Origin of the sequence: Microvirga arabica (assembly GCF_016811235.1) — a bacterium.
GTDB lineage: Bacteria > Pseudomonadota > Alphaproteobacteria > Rhizobiales > Beijerinckiaceae > Microvirga > Microvirga arabica.
Map to the genome: position 1 here is coordinate 1 of NZ_JAFBID010000087.1, position 23854 is coordinate 23854.

The 23854-nt window shown below is 63.9% G+C and carries 23 protein-coding genes; 10 read left to right on the forward strand and 13 right to left on the reverse strand.

The genetic code is table 11. The features are described from left to right. Nucleotides 1-650 (reverse strand): heme ABC transporter permease (locus JQC81_RS27295; protein ID WP_203274943.1); only part of this gene is annotated, 650 nt, incomplete at its 3' end. A gap of 459 nt (nt 651-1109) precedes the next feature. Between JQC81_RS27295 and JQC81_RS27300 the strand changes: the two genes are divergently transcribed. Continuing rightward, the gene (locus JQC81_RS27300) at nt 1110-2099 is read left to right on the forward strand and encodes a M23 family metallopeptidase (protein ID WP_203274944.1); all 990 of its coding nucleotides are present in this window, start codon (nt 1110-1112) and stop codon (nt 2097-2099) included. Here JQC81_RS27300 and JQC81_RS27305 read toward each other — a convergent pair. Both JQC81_RS27305 and JQC81_RS27310 read right to left on the reverse strand, forming a co-directional pair. Next, complete coding sequence (locus JQC81_RS27305) at nt 2083-2448, reverse strand: antibiotic biosynthesis monooxygenase family protein (protein WP_203274945.1); 366 nt, start codon at nt 2446-2448, stop codon at nt 2083-2085. The genes JQC81_RS27300 and JQC81_RS27305 overlap by 17 nt on opposite strands. Beyond that, nucleotides 2445-2774: an NIPSNAP family protein gene (locus JQC81_RS27310; RefSeq protein WP_203274946.1), complete on the reverse strand. Its 330-nt coding sequence runs from the start codon at nt 2772-2774 to the stop codon at nt 2445-2447. The genes JQC81_RS27305 and JQC81_RS27310 overlap by 4 nt, the downstream gene beginning before the upstream one ends. A 78-nt stretch (nt 2775-2852) precedes the next feature. Between JQC81_RS27310 and JQC81_RS27315 the strand changes: the two genes are divergently transcribed. After that, nucleotides 2853-3554 (forward strand): ArsR/SmtB family transcription factor, encoded by a 702-nt coding sequence (locus JQC81_RS27315; protein WP_203274947.1) that lies wholly within the window; start codon nt 2853-2855, stop codon nt 3552-3554. Between the two features lie 13 nt (nt 3555-3567). On the opposite strand, the gene ccmB is transcribed toward JQC81_RS27315, so the two are convergent. Beyond that, nucleotides 3568-4236: a heme exporter protein CcmB gene (gene ccmB / locus JQC81_RS27320; protein ID WP_203274948.1), complete on the reverse strand. Its 669-nt coding sequence runs from the start codon at nt 4234-4236 to the stop codon at nt 3568-3570. After that, nucleotides 4236-4985: a heme ABC exporter ATP-binding protein CcmA gene (gene ccmA / locus JQC81_RS27325; RefSeq protein WP_203274949.1), complete on the reverse strand. Its 750-nt coding sequence runs from the start codon at nt 4983-4985 to the stop codon at nt 4236-4238. The genes ccmB and ccmA overlap by 1 nt, the downstream gene beginning before the upstream one ends. Before the next feature lie 220 nt (nt 4986-5205). Between ccmA and acnA the strand changes: the two genes are divergently transcribed. After that, nucleotides 5206-7911: an aconitate hydratase AcnA gene (acnA, locus tag JQC81_RS27330; protein WP_203274950.1), complete on the forward strand. Its 2706-nt coding sequence runs from the start codon at nt 5206-5208 to the stop codon at nt 7909-7911. Nucleotides 7912-8061: 150 nt separating this feature from the next. Here acnA and JQC81_RS27335 read toward each other — a convergent pair whose 3' ends face one another. Continuing rightward, nucleotides 8062-8571 carry a hypothetical protein gene (locus JQC81_RS27335; protein ID WP_203274951.1) on the reverse strand — a complete coding sequence of 170 codons (510 nt, stop codon included), beginning with the start codon at nt 8569-8571 and terminating at the stop codon, nt 8062-8064. Further along, complete coding sequence (locus JQC81_RS27340; protein WP_312887594.1) at nt 8543-10657, reverse strand: glycosyltransferase; 2115 nt, start codon at nt 10655-10657, stop codon at nt 8543-8545. The genes JQC81_RS27335 and JQC81_RS27340 overlap by 29 nt, the downstream gene beginning before the upstream one ends. 337 nt (nt 10658-10994) lie before the next feature. Here JQC81_RS27340 and JQC81_RS27345 point away from each other — a divergent pair, with 337 nt between their 5' ends. Together JQC81_RS27345 and ppa are read left to right on the forward strand one after the other, a co-directional pair. Next, entirely contained in the window at nt 10995-11501 is a 507-nt protein-coding gene (locus JQC81_RS27345) for a GNAT family N-acetyltransferase (protein WP_203274953.1), read from the forward strand. A gap of 248 nt (nt 11502-11749) precedes the next feature. After that, entirely contained in the window at nt 11750-12277 is a 528-nt protein-coding gene (gene ppa, locus JQC81_RS27350) for an inorganic diphosphatase (RefSeq protein ID WP_203274954.1), read from the forward strand. 57 nt (nt 12278-12334) lie between these two features. On the opposite strand, the gene JQC81_RS27355 is transcribed toward ppa, so the two are convergent. Beyond that, nucleotides 12335-13075 carry a cation efflux transmembrane domain-containing protein gene (locus tag JQC81_RS27355; protein ID WP_203274955.1) on the reverse strand — a complete coding sequence of 247 codons (741 nt, stop codon included), beginning with the start codon at nt 13073-13075 and terminating at the stop codon, nt 12335-12337. Between the two features lie 71 nt (nt 13076-13146). Here JQC81_RS27355 and JQC81_RS27360 point away from each other — a divergent pair, with 71 nt between their 5' ends. Then, nucleotides 13147-13575, forward strand: coding sequence for a MerR family transcriptional regulator (locus JQC81_RS27360; RefSeq protein WP_203274956.1), 429 nt, complete (start codon nt 13147-13149; stop codon nt 13573-13575). 15 nt (nt 13576-13590) lie between these two features. Here the strand turns inward: JQC81_RS27360 and JQC81_RS34015 are convergent, their stop codons facing one another. Both JQC81_RS34015 and JQC81_RS27370 read right to left on the reverse strand, forming a co-directional pair. Further along, complete coding sequence (locus tag JQC81_RS34015) at nt 13591-15711, reverse strand: hypothetical protein (RefSeq protein ID WP_203274957.1); 2121 nt, start codon at nt 15709-15711, stop codon at nt 13591-13593. Between the two features lie 96 nt (nt 15712-15807). Next, a complete protein-coding gene (locus JQC81_RS27370) occupies nt 15808-17073 on the reverse strand; it encodes a ubiquinone biosynthesis hydroxylase (protein WP_203274958.1) in 1266 nt (421 codons plus the stop codon). 149 nt (nt 17074-17222) lie between these two features. On the opposite strand from JQC81_RS27370, the gene tesB reads away from it, so the two are divergent. From tesB to JQC81_RS27385, 3 genes are all read left to right on the forward strand, one after another. Next, nucleotides 17223-18083, forward strand: coding sequence for an acyl-CoA thioesterase II (gene tesB / locus JQC81_RS27375; RefSeq protein WP_203274959.1), 861 nt, complete (start codon nt 17223-17225; stop codon nt 18081-18083). Between the two features lie 205 nt (nt 18084-18288). Further along, entirely contained in the window at nt 18289-18627 is a 339-nt protein-coding gene (locus JQC81_RS27380; protein ID WP_203274960.1) for a P-II family nitrogen regulator, read from the forward strand. A gap of 35 nt (nt 18628-18662) precedes the next feature. Next, nucleotides 18663-20009 (forward strand): ammonium transporter, encoded by a 1347-nt coding sequence (locus JQC81_RS27385; RefSeq protein ID WP_203274961.1) that lies wholly within the window; start codon nt 18663-18665, stop codon nt 20007-20009. Between the two features lie 229 nt (nt 20010-20238). Here JQC81_RS27385 and JQC81_RS27390 read toward each other — a convergent pair whose 3' ends face one another. The 3 genes from JQC81_RS27390 to JQC81_RS27400 are packed head-to-tail and all read right to left on the reverse strand — an operon-like array spanning nt 20239 to nt 22215. Beyond that, complete coding sequence (locus JQC81_RS27390; RefSeq protein ID WP_203274962.1) at nt 20239-20838, reverse strand: SCO family protein; 600 nt, start codon at nt 20836-20838, stop codon at nt 20239-20241. Between the two features lie 12 nt (nt 20839-20850). Further along, nucleotides 20851-21795 (reverse strand): DUF1775 domain-containing protein, encoded by a 945-nt coding sequence (locus tag JQC81_RS27395; RefSeq protein ID WP_203274963.1) that lies wholly within the window; start codon nt 21793-21795, stop codon nt 20851-20853. A 39-nt stretch (nt 21796-21834) separates the two neighbouring features. Beyond that, on the reverse strand, nt 21835-22215 hold the full coding sequence (locus JQC81_RS27400) for a hypothetical protein (RefSeq protein ID WP_203274964.1): 381 nt from the start codon (nt 22213-22215) through the stop codon (nt 21835-21837). A 320-nt stretch (nt 22216-22535) separates the two neighbouring features. Here JQC81_RS27400 and JQC81_RS27405 point away from each other — a divergent pair. Continuing rightward, a partial coding sequence (locus JQC81_RS27405) for a DNA translocase FtsK (protein WP_203274965.1) occupies nt 22536-23854 on the forward strand: 1319 nt, incomplete at its 3' end.

The following is a 23854-nucleotide window of genomic DNA, read 5'->3' on the forward strand; positions in this document are numbered from 1 at the left end:
TGCAGCGCAATGCCCAGAAGCGAGAAGGCCACGGCCATGATCAGGAGCGGCACGAGCATGGAGGAATGGATCGTCGGGCCGTCGATGCGGAACACGGAGGCCGGCTGGTGCAGGGTGTTCCACCAATCGACGGAGAATTTGACGATCGGCACGTTCACCGCGCCCACAAGCGTGAGGATCGACACGGCGCGAGCGGCGCGGTTCGGCTCCTCGATGGCGCGCCAGAGGGCGAGGATCCCGAGATAGATCAGCAGCATCACCAGCATGGAGGTGAGCCGCGCGTCCCACTGCCAGTAGGTGCCCCACATGGGCTTGCCCCAGAGCGAGCCGGTGACGAGGCAGATGAGTGTAAACGCCGCGCCGATGGGGGCAGCGGCCTTCTGCGACACGTCCGCGAGAGGGTGGCGCCAAACCAGGGTGCCGAGCGCCGAGGTTGCCATGATCATGTAGAAGAACAGGGACAGCCAGGCCGCCGGCACATGAAGGTACATGATCTTGACCGTCTCGCCCTGCTGGTAATCGGCGGGCGCCGTGAACCAGACCATGTAGAGCCCGATCGCCGTAAGAAGCGCAGCCAAGCCCCCCACCCACGGCAGCAGCGTGCCGCTGAGGCTCATGAAGCGGGTCGGATTGGCAAGCTCTCGGATCATGGGCTCGATGTAGCGGTCTTGAGGTGTGCCTGCAACGTGGAGATCGCCGCACGACGCATAACGTTTTCGCCAGAGATGAGGTTTGTAAGGGGTTCGGATGCCGTTGGGCATTCCGGAAATGTGCGTAGAATCTTGGCCTTATCATTTCAGCGAACCGATACCCTCTCGCGTCATCCCCGTCCCCGGACTTGATCCGGGGATCAGTCCCGGGGATCCACGTCTTGACGCCGCTGTGGTTCCAAAGACGTGGGTGGCCGGAACAAGTCCGGCCATGACGAGGAGGGTGTCATCCTCAGGCCAAGCGCAGCGAGGGAAGGGGATCCATGTTCACCCTCTACCTTATGGATTCCCTTCTCTCCGCTTCGCGTCCTCCCGGGAATGACAGCGGAGCCGACTGACGCGCCTTTCATTCGCCATCCGAACCGGCCTATAGTTTCGCATCTCTGTTGCGGAGCGATCATGCGCCTTGGACTGTCCAGCCTTGTCGGTCTCACCCTGCTCGCGCTTCCGGCCTGGGCGCAGGACATCACCTTGCGCCTGCCGGTCGCCTGCGAGATCGGGCGGTCCTGCTTCATCCAAAACTATCTGGACCGTGACCCCTCCCCGGCGGTGAGCGATCACCAATGCGGCACCCTGACCTACGAGGATCACGACGGCACCGACATCCGCATTCCGAACATGGTGGCGCAGCAGGCTGGCGTGGATGTGGTTGCCGCAGCCGATGGCAAAGTCGCGAGCACCCGCGAGGGCGTTCCCGACATTGCCGTCACCGAACAGACGCGCGAAAAGATCAGCCAGATCGGCTGCGGCAATGCCGTGGTGATCGATCACGGCCAGGGCTGGCGCACCGCCTATTGTCATATGGCGAAGGGCAGCGTCGCCGTCCGGTCCGGCCGCGAGGTGAAGGCCGGCGAGAAGATCGGCCAGATCGGATTGTCGGGACTGACTGAATATCCCCATCTGCACTTCACCGTTATCAAGGACGGCAAGCCCGTCGATCCCTTCGCCTATGGGGCGCCTGAAAAATCCTGCGGCGGCGGCAAGTCCCTGTGGGAGGCGTCATTGCAGCGGACGCTCGCCTATCAGGCGGGCGCCGTGCTCAACAAGGGTTTTGCGAGTGGTCCCGTGACCATGGAGGCCATCGAGTCGGGCGCGGCCGAGCGGGAGACGCCAACCACGAAGTCTCCTGCCCTCGTGGCCTTCGTGCGCGCCATCGGCCTCAAAGGCGGCGACGTGCAGACGCTGACCCTGTTCGATCCCGACGGCAAGCCGCTCGCCCAGAACAAGGCGCCGCCGCTCGACCGCGCCAAGGCGCAGTGGATGGCCTTTTCCGGCGTCAAACAGCCAGAGGGCGGCTTCCGCCCCGGCCTTTACCGGGCGATCTACCGGGTCGAGCGGGACGGCAAACCCGCCATCGAGCAGGCCTTCGGCATCAATCTTCGACCGTGATGCCCTCGTGCGCCGTGCGGCTGTCCGCTGGCGCCTCCTCGCGCTCGGTCAACCCGTAGTCGCGGATCACGCTCGCGACCCTGAGCCGATAATCGCGAAACACGCCGTCACGGCCTGCCCCTTGCGTGGTGCGGTGGGAGGGCAGGTTGCGCCAGGCCCGCACCGCCTCCTCATCGCGCCAGAACGACAACGACAAAAGCTTTCCGGGCTCGGAGAGGCTCTGGAAACGCTCGACGGAGATGAAGCCGTCCATCGCCATGAGGTCGGAGCGGAGCGCCGCCGCGAGGCCGAGATAATCCCGCTTGCCGTCCTCCCCGTCCGGCCAGACCTCGAAGATCACCGCGATCATGGCTTGATCAACTCCGCATGGGGCACTGATGCAAGGCGCAGGAAGATCCTGTCCTCGCGGCGGATGAACTGCTCCCACTTGGCGAACTCGTAATTGGCGCGGCCCTGCGGGTCATTGCGCAGGCGCTCGCGATAGGCCTCGTACTCGGAGAGGTTTTTGATGTTGTACACGCCGTAAGCCAATGTGCTGGAGCCCTCGTGCGGGGCATAATAGCCGATCAGATCGGCGCCGCAGCGGGGAATCGCCTGGCCCCAGGTGCGGGCATACTCGTTGAAGGCCTCCACTTTGAACGGGTCGATCTCGTAGCGGATGAAGCAGGTGATCATGGGTTAAGCATCCTGTTGTCGAAGACGGTTCGGTCTTAACCGATTGATCGACGCCGATGCTTCGGCTATGATCGAAGTATGAAGGAAGGTCCCGTCATCGCATCCGTGGCCGCGCTCTTAGGCGATCCGGCCCGCGCCAACATCCTCACCGCCCTCATGGACGGGCGGGCGCTCACCGTGAGCGAGCTCGCCGAGGCTGCGGGCGTCACGCTCCAGACGGCGAGCGGGCATCTGGCCAAGCTCGATGCCGCGAATCTGCTCACGGCCGAGAAACAGGGACGGCACCGCTATTTCCGGCTCTCGGGACCCGACGTGGCTCAGGTGTTGGAGGCCCTGATGGGGCTCGCCCAGCGCACCGGCGCCACTCGGGTGCGCACCGGCCCGAAGGATGCGGCGCTCAGATCCGCCCGTATCTGCTACGACCATCTCGCCGGCGAGCGGGGTGTCGCGCTGCTCAAAGGCGCGCAGCGGCAGGGCCTCATCAAGGGCGAGAAGGACATGATCCTGACAGAGAAGGGCCGCGCCTTCTTCGCCGATTTCGGCATTGATCTTGCTCAGCTGGAGAAAGGCCGCCGCCCTGTCTGCCGCGCCTGCCTGGACTGGAGCGAGCGCCACAGCCATCTCGGCGGCGGGCTCGGCGCCGCCCTCCTGTCCCGTATGATCGAGACGGGTTGGGTCCGGCGCGACGTCGGCCGCGTGCTCGCCTTCACCTGCGAGGGCGTAGAGGGATTTGAAGCCGCGTTCATGCTGTCAGCGGGCAAGGACTCGGAGGCCGCCTGAGGCGAAGGACGCGCTACTCCCCCGACCTGAGTGCGGCCGCCGCGCCCACCGTGCCGACCACCGCCGCGATCAGCGACAGCGCCATGAGCACGAGGAACGGCGTCATGAAGGGAATCGTCCCGCCCACGGCCGCGTTGGCAGCCGAGACGCCGAAGATCAGGGTCGGGATCATGAAGGGCAGCACCAGGATCGCCAGGATCAGTCCGCCGCGCCGCAGCGATGAGGTCAGCGCCGCCCCAACCGCCCCGATGAAGGTGAGCGCAGGCGTGCCCACCATCAGGGTTGCCACCATGGCGAGCATGGCCTCGGGCGAGAGCGCCACGAGGAAGCCGAGGAACGGCGCCGCGAGGGCGAGCGGCAGGCCCGTCACAAGCCAATAGGCGATGACCTTGGCGAGCACCACGATCTCCAGCGGCGCATGCGACAGGCGCAGCAGATCGAGCGATCCGTCCTCCTGATCGGCCTGGAACAGCCGGTCGAGGCCGATCAGCGTGGCGAGCAGGGCCGCGATCCAGAGGATCGCCGGGCCGATGCGCGAGAGGAGATTCAGGTCGGGACCGAGCGCGAAGGGGATGAGCGTCACGATCATCAGGAAGAAGATGAGCCCCATGACGCCGGAGCCGCCCACACGGGCGGCGAGCTTCAGGTCGCGGACCAGGAGGGCGTTGAAGGAACGCAACATTACCCCTCTCCCGCTTTCCCCTCTCCCCTCTGCGGGAGAGGGTGGCCCTGGCGTGAGCGAGGGTCGTGAGAGGGGCCGAGTTCGATCAATGACGGCCCCTCTCCCGGCCCACTCCGTTCGCCACCCTCCCCCGCAGAGGAGGGAGGGAGAGGATTGCGCTCGATCCGGATCTCCTTGGCATCCTTGAGAAACAGCGGCGAATGGGTCGAGGCGGCGACCATCCCTCCGCCTTCTCGGTGGCTTTCGAGAATCAGGCGCAGAATCTCCTGGGAGGTGGTGTCGAGGGCCGAGGTCGGCTCGTCGAGGAGCCAGAGGGGCCGGTGCGCCACCAAGAGCCGGGCCAGCGCCACCCGGCGGCGCTGGCCCGCCGAGAGATAGGCCACCGGCAGGCGGGCCGCATGGGCGAGCCCCACCGCATCAAGCGCCTCGCGGGGTTTCAGGGCAGGGTTGCCCAGAAAGTCTCGGGCGAAGGCGAGGTTCTCCTCCGCCGTCAGCGCGGCCTTGAGGGCGTCGCGATGGCCCACATAGTGCAGGCACTCAGGCAAAGTCCGCTCGTCGGCATCGTCCAGCAGAATCGCTCCACTCGCCGGGTGCAGGCGCCCGGCCAGGATGTCGAGGAGGGAGGACTTGCCCGCCCCGTTGCGGCCGGTGATCACCAGGGCCTCGCCGGGGAGGAGCGTGAAGGAGACGCCCTGGAAGATGCGCCGCTCGCCCCGCTCGCAGGCCAAATTGTTAACGCTCAGACGCAAACCCCTGCACCCCTGCCCTCATTGCACCCCAGAACCGTTCTAAACCGTGTAGCGGGATGGTTGGAAATGATCTATAGCACCCGTGGCTGCGCCGCGCGCCAAGGCGTCCAATCCGCCTCGCGCGCTTACTCCCCTGTCCGGGCACCCCCGGAGCGGCGCGCGCTTATCGCGCTTTCGGCCGAACACATGTTCGTAACCCAAATGCACGCGAGGATTCGCCGTGACGCTCAACAACAGCTTCAATGCCCGCCAGACCCTCCAGGTCGGTGACAAGTCCTACACCTATTACTCCCTCGTCGAGGCCGAGAAGAACGGCCTCAAAGGCGCCTCGAAGCTGCCCTTCTCCATGAAGGTGCTGCTCGAGAACCTGCTCCGCTACGAGGACGGCCGCACGGTCACCAAGGCCGATATCGAGGCCGTGGCCGCCTGGCTCGACAACAAGGGCAAGGCCGAGAAGGAAATCGCCTATCGCCCCGCCCGCGTCCTGATGCAGGACTTCACCGGCGTGCCGGCCGTGGTGGATCTCGCCGCCATGCGCGACGCCATGAAGAACCTCGGCGGCGACCCGCGCAAGATCAACCCGCTGGTGCCCGTCGACCTCGTCATCGACCACTCGGTGATCGTGGACGAGTTCGGGACGCCGAAAGCCTTCGACCGCAACGTGGAGCTGGAATACGAGCGCAACGGCGAGCGCTACCGCTTCCTCAAGTGGGGCCAGACCGCCTTCGAGAACTTCTCCGTCGTGCCCCCGGGCACCGGCATCTGCCACCAGGTCAACCTGGAATTCCTGTCCCAGACCGTCTGGACCCGCAAGGATACGGCCACGGGCGAGGAAGTGGCCTATCCGGACACCCTGGTGGGCACCGATTCGCACACCACCATGGTCAACGGCCTTGCCGTTCTCGGCTGGGGCGTGGGCGGCATCGAGGCGGAGGCCGCCATGCTCGGCCAGCCGGTCTCCATGCTCATTCCGGAAGTCATCGGGTTCAAGCTCACCGGCAAGCTCCGTGAGGGCGTGACCGCCACCGACCTCGTGCTCACCGTCACCCAGATGCTGCGCAAGAAGGGCGTGGTGGGCAAGTTCGTGGAGTTCTACGGCCCCGGCCTCACCGACATGTCGGTGGCCGACCGCTCCACCATCGGCAACATGGCCCCCGAATACGGCGCCACCTGCGGGTTCTTCCCGATTGACGTGAAGACCATCGATTACCTGCGCACCACCAGCCGCACCGACGAGCGCGTCGCCCTTGTCGAGGCCTATGCCAAGGCGCAAGGGATGTGGCTCACCCCTGAGACTCCGGACCCGGTCTTCACCGACACCCTCGAGCTCGACCTCGGCGACGTGGTTCCCTCGCTCGCCGGCCCCAAGCGCCCGCAAGACCGCGTGACGCTGGACACCTCCAAGACCGAGTTCCTCGGCGCCATGGAGAAGGAGTTCCGCAAGGCCGGTGAGATCGGCAAGCGCGTGAAGGTGGACGACGCCAATTACGATCTCGGCCACGGCGACGTGGTGATCGCGGCGATCACCTCCTGCACCAACACCTCGAACCCGAGCGTGATGATCGGCGCAGGCCTGCTCGCCCGCAACGCGGTCAAGAAGGGCCTCACCTCCAAGCCGTGGGTGAAGACCTCGCTGGCGCCCGGATCGCAGATCGTCGAGGAGTACTTCAAGAAGGCCGGTCTCCAGGGCGATCTCGATGCGCTCGGCTTCAACATCGTCGGCTTCGGCTGCACCACCTGCATCGGCAATTCCGGCCCGCTGCCGGAGAACGTGTCGAAGGCGATCAACGACAACGACCTCGTAGCCGTGTCGGTGCTGTCGGGCAACCGCAACTTCGAGGGCCGCGTGAACCCGGACGTGCGCGCCAACTACCTCGCCTCGCCTCCGCTGGTCGTGGCCTATGCGCTCGCCGGCTCCATGCTGGTGGACCTCGCCAAGGATCCGCTCGGCACGGGCTCGGACGGGCAGCCGGTGTACCTGAAGGACATCTGGCCGTCCTCGGCCGAGGTGCAGGACTTCATCGACCGCACGATCACCAGCGAGCTGTTCAAGAGCCGCTACTCGGATGTGTTCTCGGGCGACGAGAACTGGAAGAAGGTCACCTTCGAGCCGGGCCTCACCTATGAGTGGGACATGGGTTCAACTTACGTGCAGAACCCGCCTTACTTCGAGGGCATGACCAAGGAGCCGAAGCCCGTCACGGACATCCTGAACGCGCGCATCCTCGGCCTCTTCCAGGACTCGATCACCACCGACCACATCTCGCCCGCAGGCAACATCCGCGCCGCGTCACCGGCCGGCGAGTACCTGCAGTCGCACCAGGTGCGGGTGGCCGACTTCAACCAGTACGGCACCCGTCGCGGCAACCACGAGGTCATGATGCGCGGCACCTTCGCCAACATCCGCATCAAGAACCAGATGGTGAAGGACGAGAGCGGCCATGTGGTCGAGGGCGGCTACACCATCCATCACCCGTCGGGCGAGCGGATGTTTATCTACGACGCCGCCATGCGCTACAAGGACGAGGGCGTTCCACTTGTGGTTCTCGCCGGCAAGGAATACGGCACCGGCTCGTCCCGCGACTGGGCGGCCAAGGGCACGAACCTGCTCGGCGTGCGCGCCGTGATCGCCGAGAGCTTCGAGCGCATCCACCGCTCGAACCTGGTCGGCATGGGCGTGGCCCCCTTCGTGTTCGAGCAGGGAACGTCCTGGGAGACGCTCGGCCTGAAAGGCGACGAGACCATCACCATCAAGGGCCTCGCCGGCGACCTGAAGCCGCGCATGCGCATGGAGATGGAAGTCACCTCCGCCGACGGCTCGGTGAAGCGCGTCCCCGTGCATTGCCGCATCGATACACTGGAGGAGGTCGAGTACTTCCGCAACGGCGGCATCCTGCACTACGTGCTGCGCCAGCTCGCTGCGTAAGGTAGGACAACGAAACGCCCGCTCTTCGAATGAGGAGCAGGTCCCAAAGGCAAGAGGGCGCTTCAGGAATGGAGCGCCCCTTTTATTGCCCCAACTGACGAAGAAGTCTTCATAAGTAGATTGGCCTTAGTGGCGACTTCAACCTGATCTCTATCGTTTGCCACTCAACCCGCGTTTGATCTGCTTAAGAGCACGAGCAGCCTGCCGGAAAAGCCGAAGGATCCTGGCGAACAGGGAGTGGCTGGTTGCGAGTCGCACATAAGCATCCGCCAGACGATGTGCGCGTGACGCAGCAAGCGCCTTCTGTGCTTTCTGTAGCGCTTTGAGCTGCGCTCTGGTCGAAGCCAGCTCTGCCTTGAGCCGTTGTGAATCGTCCTTCAAATGTTGTGATGAGGCTTTGACGCGCTCGAGACTTACCATCAGACGGTCTTGATCCACCTTCAGGCGCTCCTGCTCTTCTGCGTATGCCTTTATCGTTGGCTCTTGCTGCAGAAGACGCTTCTCAAAGGCGGCCCGTTCGAGAGCTGCAATCCGCCTGATCTCCCGAGCTCGATCCTCTGCAAGTTGCGCGCGCGTCTTGTAGTATTCGACTTCAGGATTCTCCGGCTGTATTCGCGGAACATCGGAGCTCTTATGCATACTGGAAATGCCTTTGCTCAAATTGGAAAAGCTCTGCCAAGCGCTTTGTGTGCGCTTCCGGAGAATGATGCTCTCTGACGAATGTTCTGGCTCTTGATCCAAGTCTCGCGATCGTATCAGGATCATCTGCGAGCCTCATCAGCGCCTGAACGTAGGACACGGCCATGTCATGATCATCAGGCAGAGATGGCAGCAGGATTCCTGTTTCACCGTCGGTGATGATCTCTGATACTCCACCGACATCGGGCGCCACGACAGCAAGGCCGTAGCTCATGGCCTCAAGAATTGCATCCGGTATCCCGTCATGCAGGCTCGTGTAGAGGAAGATCGAATACTTCGAGAGCGGCAGTGAATCGAAGTCTTCGTAAAGACCATGGTAGCGAAGGTTCGGCGATCCCTTCAAGCGGGCGCGGTCAAATTCGTTGAAGACAGATCCACCGAACATGTCGATGCTGACATCGGGAATAAGGCTGGCAAGGCCGGAGGCGATCAGGGGAACGATCGACGGCCTTTTCCCAAGGTCGAGACGGGAGGCCCAGAGTATGCGCCGATCCGAATCGACGTCTCGCGCGGGTAAAAAGGCCGGTATCTCAACTGGTGCAGGAAGGCACTGCCATTTGTGGTTTTGTATGCCAAGCCGGTGATGATCCTTCCTGATCGTCGTATGGCTGTCACAGATGATTTTCGAAAGATAATCGATGCTGTTGGCGATAAGCCCGATTTGAGAGGCGACGACCGTTGCATGGCCGCTTTCCACGCGCTCGACATCGGCGAAGCGGTAGTAGATGCACTCCCGCTCCTGCAGGACGGTGCCGTACAGCGACAGCAGTCGATCTGCAAAAGCGGACTGTCGCACGTGAATGCGCGTATCGACGCCGGATGTTTCGATGATCTTCAAAGCAAGCACGCACCGTTGATCGATCGAAAGGGAGGGACAATGCAGGGCCATATCGACGATGACGGCATTGGGTGGAAGACACTCCAGCCACTGCACTCCCTTAAGGTCTTCACCGAGGATGACGAGGAATTCCTTGAGCGGATCGAGCCGGTACAGCGACTCCATCAATGACAGAATATATCTCACTCCACCCTCTCGCGAAAAGAATGGAACGATGAAGATGTCGCTGAAAGATATGCCTCTGATGATGTCACATAAGGTGTAATAGGCGGTGCCAAGTGGAGCGGTCCCCACGTCGTTTCCCATCACCGGAACGCTTCGGTACTTCTCAAGGGAAATGGCCGGCTCTATGGCATTCGCGAATCGAAACTTGTCCTGAATGCGATCGACATCCAGAAGGTTCGGCTGCGTTGTGACAACCTCGTTGAGTGCAGCATCTTTTGCGAAGTAGCGCGCGTGAAAGCGCCCTGAAACCTCCAGATAGGTCAGAGGCTCGAACAGCCGCGTAGGCGGGATTTGACGGATTGAGAGAGCATCGGCCGATTTAAGAAGACTTCCGGGTCTCTGGCGGTAGAACAGTATGGTGTCATCGACTGTATGTATGTTCAGACCGGCAGCAACAGCCTCGGCATTGAAGTGCCAGTCTTCATAGGCATAGCCTCGTGAGAGCCGAACATCCTTGTATGGTATGCTGCGGAAGGCACTCCGGTGGGAGCAGACGCGAGAGATGTAGGGTTGCCGATCGACGAACGTCATCGGGCCGACGCGGTCGAGGCCGAAATAGCGAGAAATAAATGCGCTTTCCCCAAAGATCAGCACATACTCCGGAAAGTAGAGCGCCTTTGGGCCGAGTCTTCGAGCCGTTGCATAGATATCATGGAAGTAATTGTATGAGACGAGATCGTCGGCGTCTGCGGTGAAGATGTATTCACCGCGAGCCTGCTCGATGCCGGCATTGCGGGAGAGGCCGAGCGAACCGTGGTCGACGTCGATGAACTGCACGCCGGAATAGCTGCCGAGATCGAAGGATGAGAGAACGTGACGTGTGGCGTCGTCGGACTGGTCGAGCACGGCCACCAGCTCAAGCCTCAGACCCTTCGCCTGCGCAAATCGCACGGCCTCGTCGAGCGACAGGAGCGTTCGCCTCAGGTACACGACTTCGCGATGGATGTTCAGAATGATCGACGCGTGAAAGAAGTTCTCGACCACCAACCGTGCCCTGCTGATGTCCTGCTCCGCGAGGGACGCAGCCTGATGCAATCATTTAGATGTTCCGGCACTGTGTAACACAATGATGTATTGTGTCGATACGGTATAATGGCTCCTTCATGCGGCATTGTAGGCTCATCGAACCGGCATAGTTTCCTAGTGGAGACAGCAATTCCCTTGGAGACTTCCTTGCGGCGTTTCGACCCGTGCGCGAAGGACCTGACTTGATCTAAAATGCTGCGCTTTCCTTAAGCCGGCTTCCGGACTGTTAAGCCCCCGTTAACCGTCCCGGCATGAGACTGATTTTGTTGCCTCTCTTACCCGTTTTGCCAAAGCCATGAGCGACCTTCTCGTCAGTATCCGTCATGCGAAGCCCGATGATGCGGCTTCCCTGTCGAAGGTGTTCGACACGGCTTGGCGGGAGGCTTATTCCGGCATCATCCCGGGCGTGACCCTGGAAAAGATGTTTTCCCGGCGCAGCGAGCGCTGGTGGCGTTCCACCGTGTCCCGCGGGCGCCCGCTCGTGGTGCTGGATCTGGGCCAGGGCGCCGTCGGCTATGCGTCCTACGGCCGCTGCCGGGACCGGTCCCTGCCGGCGGACGGCGAGATCGACGAGCTCTACCTGCTGCCGGAATATCAGGGCATCGGCTTCGGGCGTCGCCTGTTCAAGGCGGTGCGCAACGACCTCCGGTACCGAGAGCTCGACAAGACAGTGGTCTGGGCGCTCGAGGACAACACCCGCGCCTGCGCGTTTTATGAGAGCATGGGCGGGCAGAGCATCGCCCGCGTCGAGGAACGCATCGGCGGAACGCCGCTCGCCAAGGTGGCGTATCTCTTCCGCTGACGCCGGCTCGCCCCGAACGAGGCCGCCTTTCGGCTAAAACCCTCAAAAATTCAACTGTCGGTCCTTGTTGCCGGAGCCTGGTCCGGCTAGTGAAGCGTCCAGCTTCGGGAGCGGCTGTCCGGCGATCGGGCTCATGCCGCTCGCGAATCCAGCTTCTGCCGCATTTTCACCGGTGTCGCGGTGTCCTGTTCAAGACGGGAATGCCTCGCCTGCGAAGATGCTCAAGCCTTGTTCCGGAGAACAGCTCTATGCGCCTTGACGCGTTAAAGATTGGAAAGAACCCGCCGGACGACGTCAATGTCGTGATCGAAGTGCCGATCGGCGGCGAGCCCATCAAGTACGAGATGGACAAGGAATCCGGTGCCCTCGTGGTGGACCGCTTCCTCTATACCGCCATGCGGTATCCCGGAAATTACGGCTTCATCCCCCACACCCTGTCGGGCGACGGCGACCCCTGCGACGTGCTCATCGCCAACACCCGGGCTATCGTGCCCGGCGCCGTCATGAACGTGCGCCCCGTGGGCGTTCTTGTGATGGAGGACGATGGCGGCCAGGACGAGAAGATCATCGCCGTCCCGTCGAGCAAGCTGACCCAGCGCTACGACCGGGTGGCGAACTATACCGACCTGCCCGAGATCACCATCAAGCAGATCGAACACTTCTTCGAGCACTACAAGGATCTCGAGCCCGGCAAATGGGCCAAGATCATCCGCTGGGGCGATGCCGAGGAAGCCCGGCGCCTGATCGTCGAGGCGGTCGAGCGCGCCAAGAAGTAAGGCCTGCAATCGATCCTGAAATGATGAAGGCCAGGCATTTGCCTGGCCTTTTTCTTGTCACTCCGCCGGAACCGGGGCACCCGTGCCGGTGCTGCGATACTCGGCCCAGGCTTGGCGCAGGATCTGCACCGCCGAGGACAGGAACAGCCCGGCCATGAGGCCCGCCACGACCAGGTCCGGCCAGGCGCTTGCTGTCCACCACACGGCGCCCGCCGCCCCGGTGACGACGACATTGCCGATGGCATCGTTGCGCGAGCAGAGCCATACCGAGCGCACATTGGCGTCGCCGTCCTTGTAGCGCATGAGCAGGAGCACGCTGGCGACGTTCGCGGCCAGGGCCACGAGCCCGATCACCCCCATGATCTCAGCCCGCGGCAGGCCGAGGATCAGCACGTGATAGAGGGTCGAGCCCAGCACCCAGGCACCCATCAGCGACAGGCTCACCCCCTTGAACAGGGCAGCAGTCGCGCGGGTGCGAAGCGACGCGCCGATGACCGCAAGGCTCAACCCGTAGGTCACGGTGTCGCCGAGGAAGTCGAGGGCATCCGCCTGCAGGGCCTGCGAGCGCGCCAGATGGCCGGCCACGATCTCGGTCACGAACATGGCGGCGTTGATCAGGATCACCGTCCAGAGCACCCGCTTGTAGCGCGGATCGACGCCATCGAAGACGGGCACGCCGCCGTGGCAGCCGCAGGCCTCCTCGGCATGAGCATGCCCCTTCGCCGGCTGGACCTCATGGGCAGGGTGGTCGTGGGACGAACAGCATGCCCCGTGCTGGTGACCGCAGGCCTCACTCATCCGAATCTCCTTTTCGTCATCGGATGCGATCTCTACAATCTCTAGCGACTAGAGGTTCAAGAGGAAAAATCATGGATCTGTCGATTGGCGACGTGTCGCGCCGGGTGGCCGTGAAGGTGCCGACCATCCGCTATTACGAGCAGATCGGCCTGCTGCCCGCCCCGCCGCGCACGGAGGGCCGCCAGCGCCGCTACGGGGCTGAGCACGTCTCCCGCCTCAGCTTCATCCGCCATGCGCGGGATCTCGGCTTTGACGTGGAGGCGATCCGCGAGTTCCTGAGCCTGAGCACGCAACCCGACCAATCCTGCCATCCGGCGGACGAGATCGTGCTGCGGCATCTGGAGAGTGTGGAGCGCCGCATCGCCCAGCTCAACCTCCTGCGCTCCGAGCTGCGGCACATGCTGGAGGAGTGCCGCCACGGCCCCGTGCGGGAATGCCAGATCATCCAGGTGCTGGGCGATCACGGCCAGTGCCGGCATGAGCATGGCAAGGTGGTTTAGCCTGCTCGGCCGGCCTCAGATCACGAAAAAGTCCTTGTGGCTGACCTTCAGTCCCTTGCCGAGACTGGCAAACTGAATGGCTTTGGCCGACCCCGACCCGTCCGGATCGTAGAACAGCGCCCCGCCCTCCTTGTAGTAGAGGATGCGGTCATCCTTGTCCTTGAACTGGTTGCCAATGACGAAGGCTTTGCTCTTCAGGGCGCCCTTGTCGATCTTGCTGAAAATCTTCCGGGACAGGTGAATGACGTCGTCGGCCGGATTGAAATCCTGGATATAATCGAGATTGGATTTCGTGTTCGGCTTGTGGTCGAACACGAAGACGTCCTTGCCGGCTCCACCGGTCAGCGTATCGCGTCCCGCTCCTCCAATGAGCGTATCATTGCCGATCTGGCCGAAGAGCACGTCGTTGCCGCCCAGGCCGAAGAGTTTGTCATCGCCGGCTTCACCCACCAGCTGCTCGTTCGTCGAGGTGCCGGAGCGGACGAGAGGACTCGTCTCAATGACATTCCGCACAGAGATGGTGAATGTTTCGGTGCGGATGCCGCCGTACTTGTCCTCGGCCTTGATCGAGATCGTATGCTGTGCCGCCGTCTCGTAATCGAACGCACTCATGAGGACGAGTTCGCCTTTGCCGTTCAGGCCGAAGGTCCCATTCGCATTGGACACGAGGCTAAAGGTGAGGTCGTCGTCGTCCGGATCGGTGCCGCGGACAGTTCCCAGAACGGACCCCACTGCCTTGTCCTCGGCGACGGATGTTCCCGAAAACGAGATATCGGTCGGATTGCCATTAGTGAGGGCAATGGTCTTGTCCGAGAACTTCACCAGGCGCACGTCTTTGAGCGTATCGGTGCCGTCTCTTCCCGCCTGCTTGTCCGTGAAGGTGATCGTGCCATCGGCATTATAGGTTCGGGTGTACTCCGTGCTCGCGCCGAAGAACACGGCCATGTCCTGACCCGTGCCGCCCTCGAGCGTATCATTGCCTCCACCGCCGGTTAGGGTGTCGTTGCCGCCATTGCCGATCAGGCGGTTGTCGGCCCCGTTGCCGGTGAAGACGTCAGCATTGGAGCCGCCCTCCAGATTCGTAATTCCGATCAGGACGTCGACGCCGGCTCCGACGGTGATCTGGCCATCCGATCGCCTGAGATCGGCCTTCACCCCAACAGAGCCGGAATAGCGGACCGTGTTGATGCCGGCACCGCCATCAAGCCGATCATCGCCGGTGCCGCCTTCGAGCGTATCGTCGCCCACGCCGCCCTCGAGGGTATCGTTACCGGTTCCACCCTGGAGGCTGTCGTTGCCCTCATCGCCTGCGAGTTGGTCATTGCCCTGCCCACCATCGAGCATGTCATTGCCGTCACCACCCACGAGCGTGTTGTCGGCTGCGTTGCCGGTGAGCTTGTCGCTGAAGGTGCTTCCGATGAGTTTCTCGATATCGATAAGGGTATCGGTGCCCTGCCCACCACCGATCGCCTGCGCCGTGGTCTTGCTGAGATCGACGGTCACACCAGCGGTAGCCTCGGAATAATCTGCCGCATCGGTGCCGGCACCACCATTCAGGATATCATTGCCTGTCCCACCGGCAAATTGCTCAGATCCCGCGCCGCCATAGGCTGTGTCGTTGCCACTTCCGAGCTTGATGAATCCGCCAGTCAGGGAGCCGGTAATTGCAGTTCCCTTGATCCCGTCATAGAAATCGTCGCCTTCCTTCAGATCGATCAGGATGGCATTGGCCGCCGTGGATGTGGTCTCCAAAGTACCGGTGTTGATGATGCGGTCGACGCCATCGCTGCCCTCAATGGCAAGGCCTGCGGCCGTGATCGTGCCTGTATTGTAGACCGAGTAGGTTTCTACCCCCGAGAGGCGCATGGCCGTCCCACTCCCTGATGGGGATCGGATGGTGGCCTCGTTGATAACGGTGCTTCCGTGCCCCGTCAGATCGAGCCCAAAGGTCTGGCCGTTGATGGTCCTGGTTTTTCCGATCAGGATGTAATCCGTCTCATTCGCCCTGATACCTGCTCCAGTATCACTGGTGATATCGATATCGATAACGACATAATCGATCCCGGCCAAAGCTAGCCGGGCGTCTGCAGTGCCTTCAGGGAGCTGGCTGGGATTATCGTAAACGACGCTGGACATGGAGCACCCACAGCTTGAGGGTCAAAGGATGCTCAAACCCTACATTATCACATACCCAAAAGGAATTAACCCCGGAGCTCGGATTCGGAGGTACCCCTAAAGGGACTCGCCTTTCAGCAGCCGCGGCGGCTCACGCCCGGTGAGGCCTGCCGCCTCGCGGATGAAGAAGCGCTTCAGGCCCGGCATGCGGTCGACGAGGCCAAGCCCCAGATCGCGGATCAGGCGCACGGGCAGCACGTCGTTGGAGAAGAGCCGGTTCAGCCCGTCCGTCACCACCCCCATGGCGGTGATGTCGGTGCGCCGCGCCCGCTCATAACCGTCGAGCACGTCGGCCGCGCCCGGGTCCATGCCGAGCCGCATGGCATCCGTGACGATCTCGGCGAGCGCCGCCGCGTCGTGCAGGCCGAGATTGAGCCCCTGGCCGGCGATGGGGTGGATCACATGGGCGGCGTCGCCGAGCAACGCCAGGCGTTCGGCCACGAAGCTGCGCGCCACCCCGAAGGAGAGAGGGAAAGCCTGCGGCTTCGTCTCGAAGGCAAGCTTGCCGAGCTGCAGGCCGAAGCGGCGCTCCAGCTCGACGAGCAGGTCTTCGGGGTGCGAGTCCAGCAGGGCCGGCACGTTCTCGGCCCGCTCGGTCCAGACGATGGAGGAGCGGTGCTTGGAAGAGCCGTCTTCTTGCGGCTCGGCCTTGAGCGGCAGGATCGCGAAAGGGCCGGAGGGCAGGAAATGCTCCACCGCCCTGCCCTCGTGGTCGCGCTCGTGCGCGATGGTCGCCACGATGCCGGATTGCTTGTACGGCCACGAGATCCAGCCGATGCCCGCCTGCTCGCGCAGGCGCGAGCGCCCACCATCGGCGGCAACCAGCAGGGCGGCCGGCAAGGTCTCGCCATCGGTCAGGGTCACGTCCGTGCGGGCACCCTGAACGGCAAAGCCCTTCACGCCCTCGAGCCGTAAATCCACGCCGGCCGTGCGGCAGGCATCGAGCAGCGTGGCCGTCAGATCGCCGGCCGTGATCATGTGGGCAAAGGGCTCGTTGCCGTCCACCTCGCCCGCGAAGGTGAGGAAGGTCGGGCGCACCGGATCCTGCAGGCGACTGTCGGTGATCACCATGTCGAGGATGGGCTGGGCGCGATCTGCCACCTGGTTCCACACGCCGAGCGCCGTCAGCATCCGGCGCGCCGCCGCCGCGATGGCATAGGAGCGCTTGTCGCCATGCGGATCGCGCTTGAGGGCCGGATCGCACATGATCACGTCGATGCCGTCGGACAGCGCTTTTTTGAGCGCCAGCGCCAGGGACAAGCCGGCGAGACCGCCGCCGGCGATGACGATGCGCGGTCGCTCCACACGTGTTGCTGCGCTCATCAAGCCTCTCCCGGTGCACTCGTCGAAGAAACGTTTCGACTTGAACGTTATAGGTGGGTGTCAGCCAATCATTGACCAGCGTCAAGCTTGACGTGTCGCAGCCGCTCCCTGATGGATGACCTTTCGTGATCAAAGGATTTTTAAGGCCCATGTCCCGCGCCGTCACCGATCTCCTCTCTATCCTCGACCTCGAACAGCTCGAGGTGAACCTATTTCGTGGGCAGAGCCCCAAGAGCGGCTGGCAGCGGGTGTTCGGCGGGCAGGTGATCGGGCAGGCGCTGGTGGCTGCGACTCGCACCGTGGAAGGGCGCCATCCCCATTCCCTCCATTGCTATTTCATGCTGCCGGGTGACCCCAAGGTTCCGATCATCTATGAGGTCGACCGCATCCGCGACGGCAAGAGCTTTACCACCCGCCGGGTGCTGGCGATCCAGCACGGGCAGGCGATCTTCTCCATGTCCGCCTCCTTCCATCTGGAGGAGGACGGCTTCGCCCATCAGGCCGAGATGCCGAAGGTGCCGGGGCCGGACGAACTCCCCAGCGAGGAGGAGGTGAAGGGCGGGCTGATCCTCAAGATGCCCGAGCCCATGCGCACCTATTACGAGCGCGAGCGCCCGCTGGAGATCCGGCCCGTGGAGCTCAACCGCTACATGTCTCGCGATCCGGGCGAGCCGCGCTTCCACGTTTGGATCAAGACCACCGGCCGCCTGCCGGATGATCCGGCGATTCATCAGAGCGTGCTCGCCTACGCGTCCGACATGACGCTTCTCGATACTTCCCTGATCCCCCATGGCCGGACGGTGTTCGAGCCCGAGATCCAGCCGGCGAGCCTCGATCACGCCATGTGGTTCCACCGGCCCTTCCGGGCGGACGAATGGCTGCTCTACGCGCAGGATACGCCGAATGCCGGCGGTGCCCGCGGCCTGTCGCGCGGCCTCATCTTCCGGCAGGACGGCACCCTGATCGCCTCGGTGGCCCAGGAAGGCCTCATCCGCGAGCGCCGCCGCTGAGTTCGACTGCCTAGAATTTCATCAGTCAGTCCATTTTCCAGCCAAATCCCCGCTGCCTCGAAAAGAGGCAGCGTTCTTTCGCCATGGCCGGCAAGGCTTGGCACGTTCCTTGCATAAAGCCCCCCGACACCCGGACCTGGAGCCGGGTTCACGTTGGAGCCGTCGCCCGCATTGTCGGGCAGACGCAATAAAGGGGGCCTGACCCATGAAGATTGTGATGGCGGTCATCAAGCCGTTCAAGCTCGAGGAAGTGCGCGACGCGCTCACCAGCCTCGGCGTGCACGGCCTCACCGTGACCGAGGTGAAGGGATACGGACGACAGAAGGGCCACACGGAAATCTACCGCGGCGCCGAATACGCCGTGAGCTTCCTGCCGAAGCTGAAGATCGAGGTGGCCGTGCCGAGCGAACTGGTCGACCCGGTGATCGACGCGATCACGGCGTCCGCGCGCACGGGCCAGATCGGCGACGGCAAGATCTTCGTCACCTCGCTCGAAAAGGCGGTTCGCATCCGCACCGGCGAGACCGACGGCGACGCCCTTTAATCCTCTTTTTTGCTGATTTTTCGAGGTTCCATCCGATGACCTTCCGTCCTCTCCTCCTGCCAGCGCTCGGTGCGCTGGGTATAGGTTTTGCCGCTCTCAACCCGGCCCTGGCGCAGGATGCCGCCGCGGCCGCTCCCACGGTCAACAAGGGCGACACCGCCTGGATGCTCGTCTCGACCATCTTGGTGATCCTGATGACGATCCCGGGGCTCGCCCTGTTCTATGGCGGCCTCGTCCGCACCAAGAACATGCTCTCCGTGCTCATGCAGGTTTTCGCGGTGTTCTCCCTCGTGGGCATCCTGTGGGTCACTTACGGCTATTCGCTCGCCTTCACGTCCGGCGGCGAAGGCCTGCTCGGCTCCATCATCGGCGGGTTCGACAAGGCGTTCCTCGCCGGCGTGACCACGGATTCCACCGCCGACACCTTCACCAAGGGCGTGGCGATTCCGGAATTCACCTTCATCGCGTTCCAGCTCACGTTTGCTGCCATCACGCCTGCTCTGATCGTCGGCGCCTTTGCCGAGCGCATCAAGTTTTCGGCCGTGATGCTGTTCACGGGTCTCTGGGTCACGTTCGTGTACCTGCCCATCGCTCACATGGTGTGGTTCTCGGAAGGCTATCTGTTCGGCCTCGGCGCGCTCGACTTCGCGGGCGGAACCGTCGTTCACATCAACTCTGGTGTGGCCGGCCTCATCGGCGCCCTGCTCATCGGCAAGCGCATCGGCTATGGCCGCGACCTGCTCGCCCCGCACTCGCTGACGCTCACCTTCGTTGGCGCTTGCATGCTGTGGGTCGGCTGGTTCGGCTTCAATGCAGGCTCGAACCTGGAAGCCACGGGCGGCGCCGCGTTGGCGCTCCTCAACACCATCGTGGCGCCGTGCGCTGCAGGCCTCGCGTGGATGACCGTGGAAGCTCTCGCCAAGGGCAAGGCCTCGCTGCTCGGCATCGCGTCGGGCGCGGTGGCGGGCCTTGTCGCCATCACGCCGGCCGCCGGTCTCTCCGGTCCGATGGGCGCCATCGTGCTCGGGCTTGTCGCTGGTGCGGTCTGCTACTTCGCAGTCACGGGCGTGAAGAACGCGCTGGGCTATGACGATGCGCTGGACGTGTTCGGCATCCACGGCGTCGGCGGCATCATCGGCGCCATCGGCACCGGCATCGTGGCCGCTCCGTCGCTGGGCGGCTACGGCGTCGGCGAGTACGCGATCGGCGGCCAGGTGGTGACGCAGGTCATCGCCACGGTGGTGACGCTGGTCTGGACCGGCATCGGCTCCCTGGTGCTCTTCAAGATCGTCGACGCCATCGTGGGCCTGCGCGTCACGCACGACCAGGAACGCGAAGGCCTCGACCTCGCCGACCACGGCGAGCGCGCCTACAACTACTGAGGTTAAACTCCGCGTCGCCCTAGTCAGGCGATGCGGCAACGAAGCCTTCCAGAGGCTCAGATGGAAAAGCCCCGGTCACACGGCCGGGGCTTTTTTGTTTGTCTCTTATCCTCATCGTCATGGCCGCACTTGTTGCGGCCATCCACGGCTTAGGAACCTCAACGCATCAAAGACGTGGATCCCCGGGACAAGCCCGGGGATGACGGCGGAGTGTGCAAGAAGGATAAGCTCACCCGTTCTTCACAAGCTGCCGCAGCTTCGCGCGCCGTGTCTCCTCCGGCTCCTGGAAGTTGGAGGTGCCATAGAACTCGCCCTTGCTGTCCATGAGGAAAAGGGTGGCCGAGTGGTCCATGGTGTAGCCGCCGTCGGTGGGCACCTTGCGGTAATAGATCTTGTAGGCGCGTGCCGCCGCTGCGATCTCCTCCTCCGTGCCGGTGAGGCCGACGATGCGCGGATCGAAGGACGACAGGTACGTCTTCATCAGCTCCGGCGTGTCGCGCTCAGGATCCACCGTGATGAAGGCGGCCTGCAGCTTTTCGGCGTCCTTGCCGAGCGCCGCCATGTCCTGCGTGAGATCGTAGAGCGTCGTCGGGCAGACCTCCGGGCAATGGGTGAAGCCGAAGAACACCACGAAGGGCCGGCCCATCAGGTTCTCTTCCGTGAACGGCTTGCCCGCATGGCTCGTGAGCGTGAACGGGCCGCCGATCGGCACCTTGCCGGCGCTCTGCTGCGACCCGGACGGGAAGAGAAGCAGACCTGCCGTGACGACGAGCACCAGGAGGCCGGTCGTGAAGACGAGGAAGGGGATGAGAAGACGTTTCGGATTCATCGCTGTGCCTCCTCAGTGCTTGTGCTCGGCGGGAGCTGCCCCGCCCATGCCGCGCACGGTGTATTCCACCTCGACAGGTCCGGCCTTCTCGAAGGTGAGCGTGCCCTTCAGGATCTGGCCCTCTTTCAGGGGCTCCTTCAGGTCCATGAACATGAGATGGAGCCCACCGGGCTTCAGTTCGACAGTGGCGCCGGGCTTGATCTCGAGCCCGCCCTCCACCGGCTTCATGCGCATCACGTCGCCTTCAAGCTTCATCTCGTGCACCTCGACCTTTGAGGCGAGCGGGAACGAGCCGCCGGTGAGGCGATCGGGCGCGGTGCCGGTGTTGGTGATGCGCAAATAGCCGCCGCCCACCTTCGCGCCGCCAGGGGTGGCGCGCGACCAGGGCTGCTCGAGGGTCAGGGTCCCTGTCTTTACCATGACAGGCGCGGCCGCCGCACCTTGCGCGGCCGCAATCCTCACGCCAGGCGCGGGAGCCTTCAGGCTGTGCGGGTCCTCGCCGGCGGCCGGCACCTGCGTCCATTCCTCCACTGCACCGTCGCATTCCTGCACCACGGGGAAGAAGACCGTGGCACCCGGCTGGTAGGCATCGGTGAAGCGGGCCTGGAACACGAACTCGTCGTAGTGCCCGTCATCGAGGGAGCCGGTCCAGACGATGTCGGTGACACCCTCGGACACGGCCTCGCCATGGACCTGATAAGCGCGCACATAGGCGCCCTTGGTGGTCTCCAGCTTCCAGCCGGCCTTGGGCATAGGTTTGACGGCAACGATCCCTTCCGGGATGCGCACGCGCACCTTCAGGGTAGGCTTGCCGGCGCATCCATGCGGGATGCGCAAGGTCGCCTTGTAGGTGGAGTTGGGTGTCGCCTGCCCGTTCTCGAAGGTCACATGGGCGAAAGCAGGAGCGGAAACGGCAACAAAGGCGGCAGCAAGCGCGCCGAGGCGAGACGAAGTCATGGATATCAGTCCTTGCAGAATGGGAAGCGACGTCGGCGATCAGCCGAGGCGCGGCGGCGCGCGCGATCCCAGAGGCAGGACATTGGAGGTGAGGCTTAAGCGCGGCGAATTGGCCGCGCGGCTGCTTGCGACAGCAAGCGGTGCGATGCGCTTGAGGGCGACCGTCGCCGGAGCTGGACCTGCAGCGCCTGAGCCGTGGCAGCTCACGGTGCAACAGAGGTTTGCGTGGTCCTTCGCAGGAGTATGTTCGGGCGCCGAGGAGCCGTCCTGGAGGCAGATGATCCCCTGCGGCTCGGCCATGGTTGCCGCATGGACCGCGCCGCTGGCGGACAGCAGCAGGGCCTGCAGGACGAAGGCATAGGCCATCACCGCCGCAATGGCGGCGCGCGTCCAGCCCTGTGCCGAGGTCCTGCGTCTCATGGCCGGGACACTGGTCTTTTGTCCCGCGGACGTCAACCGCGCAAAAGGCCACTCCACCATCCCCCCTCTCCAGGTCTGGCGCAGGTTCACCTCTCCCTCAGAGAGAGGTGATGGCAGTGGCAATCTCGGCGCTGAACTGGATGCGGAAGGCACCCTCACCTCCAACTCCTCCCCACAGGAGGAGGAAGGCTCGTCGGCTTCCTCGTATAGGAATAGTCACTTTTCCCCACCCGATGCACTTACGGTTAAAGGACCCTTAACCCGCCCGCGCTAGCATCCAGGCAATACTGTCTCGTCCTGTTGGTTTTTAGAGTGGTTTGATGCGCGCGGCCCGCCGTTCTTCTTCCGCCTATGATGGCCTCTTCAGCTCCTTGAGAGCCTTCCTGGCCCGTCGGGCCCAGGAGCTGACGGGCCTGTGCCTGATCGCCTTCGCGGGCGCGGTGGCCGTGGCGCTCGCCACCTGGTCGGTGGACGATCCGAGCCTGAACAACGCCACCGACCTGCCCGTCCGCAACCTCATCGGCTGGCCCGGCGCCATCGTGGCCGATCTGTTCATGCAGCTCTTAGGGTTGGGCGCCATCGCGGCCGTGCTGCCCCTGGCCCTGTGGGGCTGGCGGCTCATGAAATCGGGCGCGCTCGGCCGCCTGCAGCTGCGCCTCGCCCTCTGGGTCATCGGCGCAGGCGCCGCGACGGCGCTGGCGAGCGCCCTGCCCCCAACCCAGAGCTGGCCCCTGCCCACGGGCCTCGGCGGCGTGGTCGGCGATGCGATCCTGGCCGGCGCCAAGGCCATCACGGGGCTGTCCAACGGCTCGGCCAGCGCGGTGCTGGGCTTCCTGTTTGCCGGCGTCGCCATCCTAACCCTCTCGGCCGCCTGCGGCCTGGGACCTGCAGACGAGGAGCATCGCGAGGAGCCGGAGGAGATCGAGGATCCCGTGCCGGTCCGCCGCCGCAAGCTCCAGGACTGGGACGAGGCGGAGGAGATCGGCCGCGACGAGCCGGGCTGGGGCATCGTGTCTCTCGGGGCTCTCGCCCATGGGGCCATGAGCCTGCGCGCCGCCGCCCGCCGTTGGCGGGAGGGCCGCAGCGCCGTGCCCGATGACGACTACGACGACGCGCCTGCGCCCGTGAAGCGCACCACCCGTCAGCCCGGCGTCCGCCGCGAGCCCGTTCTCGACGGCGCACCGGCCCGCCCGCGACCCACTCCGGCCTCCGCTCCGATGCATGACGATGACGAGGCTCCCTGGGACGAGGACGAGGCTCCCCCGGCGCGCCCTGCCGCGAGGCCAGAGCCAGCCCCGACCCGGGTTGCGCCGGCGCATACGGCCCCGAAGCCCGGCAAGCGCATGGCCCGCGAGGCGCAGCCTTCGCTGCTCGACGAAGAGAACTATCAGCTGCCCCAGCTCGGCCTGCTCGCCGAGCCCAAGCGCCCGGCCGGTCCCACGATCTCGGCCGAGGCTCTTGAGCAGAACGCTGCCCTGCTTGAAGGCACGCTTGAGGATTTCGGCGTTCGCGGCGCCATCACCAAGGTCAATCCAGGCCCTGTTGTGACGTTGTACGAGTTGGAGCCTGCGCCTGGGACGAAGTCGTCTCGTGTGATCTCGCTGGCGGACGACATCGCCCGCTCCATGAGCGCGGTGTC